At 55.6% G+C, this 2,823-nt stretch carries 5 protein-coding genes; 2 read left to right on the plus strand and 3 right to left on the minus strand.

What is annotated here, in order from left to right:
- The 3 genes from VNX88_07800 to VNX88_07810 all read right to left on the minus strand — a co-directional run.
- The coding region (locus VNX88_07800) for a hypothetical protein (GenBank protein HWY68554.1) at window positions 1-356 on the minus strand (356 nt) is incomplete at its 3' end.
- 326 nt (window positions 357-682) lie between these two features.
- Window positions 683-1,072, minus strand: a complete 390-nt coding sequence (locus tag VNX88_07805) for a sigma factor-like helix-turn-helix DNA-binding protein (GenBank protein ID HWY68555.1) — start codon at window positions 1,070-1,072, stop codon at window positions 683-685.
- A 9-nt stretch (window positions 1,073-1,081) separates the two neighbouring features.
- Window positions 1,082-1,336, minus strand: a complete 255-nt coding sequence (locus tag VNX88_07810) for a hypothetical protein (protein ID HWY68556.1) — start codon at window positions 1,334-1,336, stop codon at window positions 1,082-1,084.
- A 969-nt stretch (window positions 1,337-2,305) separates the two neighbouring features.
- Between VNX88_07810 and VNX88_07815 the strand changes: the two genes are divergently transcribed.
- Together VNX88_07815 and VNX88_07820 are read left to right on the plus strand one after the other, a co-directional pair.
- Complete coding sequence (locus VNX88_07815; GenBank protein HWY68557.1) at window positions 2,306-2,545, plus strand: hypothetical protein; 240 nt, start codon at window positions 2,306-2,308, stop codon at window positions 2,543-2,545.
- The coding region (locus tag VNX88_07820) for an NAD-dependent epimerase/dehydratase family protein (GenBank protein ID HWY68558.1) at window positions 2,542-2,823 on the plus strand (282 nt) is incomplete at its 3' end. The genes VNX88_07815 and VNX88_07820, both read left to right, overlap by 4 nt.

Below are 2,823 nucleotides of genomic sequence, written 5' to 3' on the forward strand. Positions count from 1 at the left end.
CCGGCGACCACGGCAGACTGGCTTGATGCCACCAAGAGACTGATTCTCTCTTTCTGCTTTTCGTAGATTACCAGGGCTGCCGGACTCCCCTGGTAACTCACCAGACTTGCGCCGGAGAGTTGGTACGCAGGTATGCCCGGCGTGGATTGAGGCAATCGAAACTGAAACGGGACTTTGCCCGTAAACCATGACGTCACCTGCTCCGGAGAATCCGAGCGAATTCCGAGAACTAGATTGCCATCTAGATAGCTGCGGTGAGTAGCTACGGCCGTTTCCACATAGTTTCCAGCGCGCACCTGACGCATGGCACTAGGCACAAACGCGAGAATTAAGGCCGTCACAGCAAGGGTGGCCATTATCAGCCTAAGCCTTGCAACACGCCGAACAGGGTCAGTGAGCCCACTTCCCACTCTGCGCAAGAGACGATCGTAGAAATTCTCGTGGGCGCCGATCGAGGCGCTGTGCTGTTCAAGAACTGCGGCCACGCGAGCGCGAAGCGCAGGTGGGGAGGAATATAACGGTCGGGATCGGTGTAGAAGCTGTGAGAGAGCCCGCTCAGTCTCTAGGCTCATCCGGCAATTCGAGCAGACTTCAAGGTGCGCGCGAAACTCATCTAATTCCTGCCCGTGCAGGCGATCGTCCAGATAACTCAGCGCCTTGAGGCTAAACTCATCGCAGGGGCTCATGCCGTATCCTTGTTGCTGGGAGTGTTTGGGGTATTAAACCTGCACCGACTACAAAACACGCAAAGGATGGAAATATTCCCTAATTTCTCAGCAAAAAGAAGCACCGCGCTTTCACTTCCACCTTTTCTGCTCAAATCGCGCTTCGTCGTCCACAACCGTTGGCGAACCATTGTCGCTGTTCGTTCCCGGTGCTTAGCTGTTGCCACAAGCAGATCGCGAAGCTTGGAGCGCGCTCTGGCCAGTCGCGACATGACCGTACCGGCAGGGCATTCCAGCATCGCTGCAATGTTCTCATAGGAAAGCTCTTCATATTCGCGCAATAAAATGACCTCGCGGAACTCCAGAGGGAGCTGCTCGATCGCGTGCCGGACTTGCTCGCCCTCCAAGTCGCTCACTTAGGCCGCATGGGGATCTCTCGAGGAATCCACCGCCCGATTCGCGACCTGCTCATCCGCATCCAGCCCGACCATATCCGGGGCAATCTTCCGCTGACGTAATTGGTTCAGCCAAATATTACGCAGAATGGTGAATAACCAGCTTTTGACATTGCTGTCGGGTCGCAACCTTCCATCGCGCGGAGCGCGCGAAGACAGGTCGGCTAGTTCTTGCTCTGCGACCACCGGCCTGAGTGTCGCGATAGGGACGATCATCGCTGATCGCCCCCCGCACAGGGCCGTACAAGCGGCATTACCGCCTACGGCTCCCACCCTGGAGAAGGCGAGTAATGCTGCTACTCGCACACCGCTCATTCCCTGGAACACTCGTGCCCCGCACTGCGTCGGGGTGGTGTTGGGTTGAACGATGTTCTCCTTGGCCCGCGCCCTTTTCTCTTCAGGCTCCGCCGAAGATCGCTCTTCTTTGGTCCGAATCGGACGGAGTCTTCGGTAACCACAACCCTTCGGGGTGCGCGTTAGAAACCACTGCTGGTGCTTCTGTGCTTTTTTTTGCGAAGATCCGGCCAGAATTATCTCAGAAACAGATGTGCCCGGCGACGGGTAGAGTACGGCACCGTACGTCTTTTTCTCTGGATCGAACCTAAATATCTTGCGTCAATCACGAAACAAGCGTAGAAGCAGTAGATCAGGCACCTGGGATGCTTACCCATCGTTCCATCCTCGACCGACTGCTGTTATCCCTCGCAGTGTGCTTCCTCTTGTGCGGGATCGCATCTGCAGAGATCCCAGAGCTGCTGTCATTGATCGACAACACCTCTAATGACTTCACGATCAGCAAGGCTGGTCGACAACAATGCACGCCGACGTTAAGTGAGAGGACTTCGAATTCTGTCCCGCTTGATAGGCAGAATTTCGCGTGCGGCGCGCACCCTCATTGCGCACCTACCGTCGTGGGTGCTGAGACAACCTCCTCCGATTTGTTTGTCCTGTATTCTGATTTTCGCAGATAGAAGTTCCCTTCGCCCCAACGCGCGTCCAGCTGCACAGTCAACGGTTCCAAATCCTTTACTCCGTTGATATTCAAAGCGCGTCTGATACGCGCAATCACGTTTATCGAACCTCTCCAATCAAGTAGCTAGCCAAACCAAAGAAATAGCCCAGGGCATGCAAAGTTAAGTCAGTTTTTCATTCGCGCTCCATCAATTCGCAGTTTTGAGGTGAAACATGCAAAATCCACGCACAATCGGAAGGCCTAGGTCTTTCACGTACATGAAGTCGCCTACGCGCGTCACCGCGGGGATCATCGCCGCGATGATCGGCGTTTGCGGATGCGGCGCAGGTTCAGCTTATTCGCCTACGCCGCCACCAGTTGCTCAGGACGCGAGCGTCACGGGCCAATACAATCTGGTGCTGACGTTCACGACACGTATGGGGGTACACGGAAAGCGGAGGTGGCAGTCATGAAAATCGTAGTGATCGGGGGCAGTGGACTAATCGGGTCAAAGCTCGTTAACAAATTGCGCGAGCAGGGGCACGAGGCAGTCGCCGCATCTCCTAATTCCGGCGTCAACACAATCACAGGCGAGGGACTGGCCGAAGCGCTGAAAGGTGCGTCGGTCGTTGTGGACGTAACGAACTCCCCTTCGTGGGAAGACTCGGCGGTGATGAAGTTCTTCGAGACATCAACCCGTAACCTACTTTCCTATGAAGCGACCGCGGGCGTCGGACATCACGTTGCGCTG

It is taken from the genome of Terriglobales bacterium, assembly GCA_035567895.1.
Taxonomy (GTDB): Bacteria; Acidobacteriota; Terriglobia; order Terriglobales; family Acidobacteriaceae; genus Gp1-AA112.

What these genes read in the sequence shown, in the direction of transcription:
- VNX88_07810 (HWY68556.1), bottom strand. Translation starts at nt 1,336, where the DNA reads ATGATCGTCCCTATCGCGACACTCAGGCCGGTGGTCGCAGAGCAAGAA.
- VNX88_07815 (HWY68557.1), top strand. Translation starts at nt 2,306, where the DNA reads ATGCAAAATCCACGCACAATCGGAAGGCCTAGGTCTTTCACGTACATG.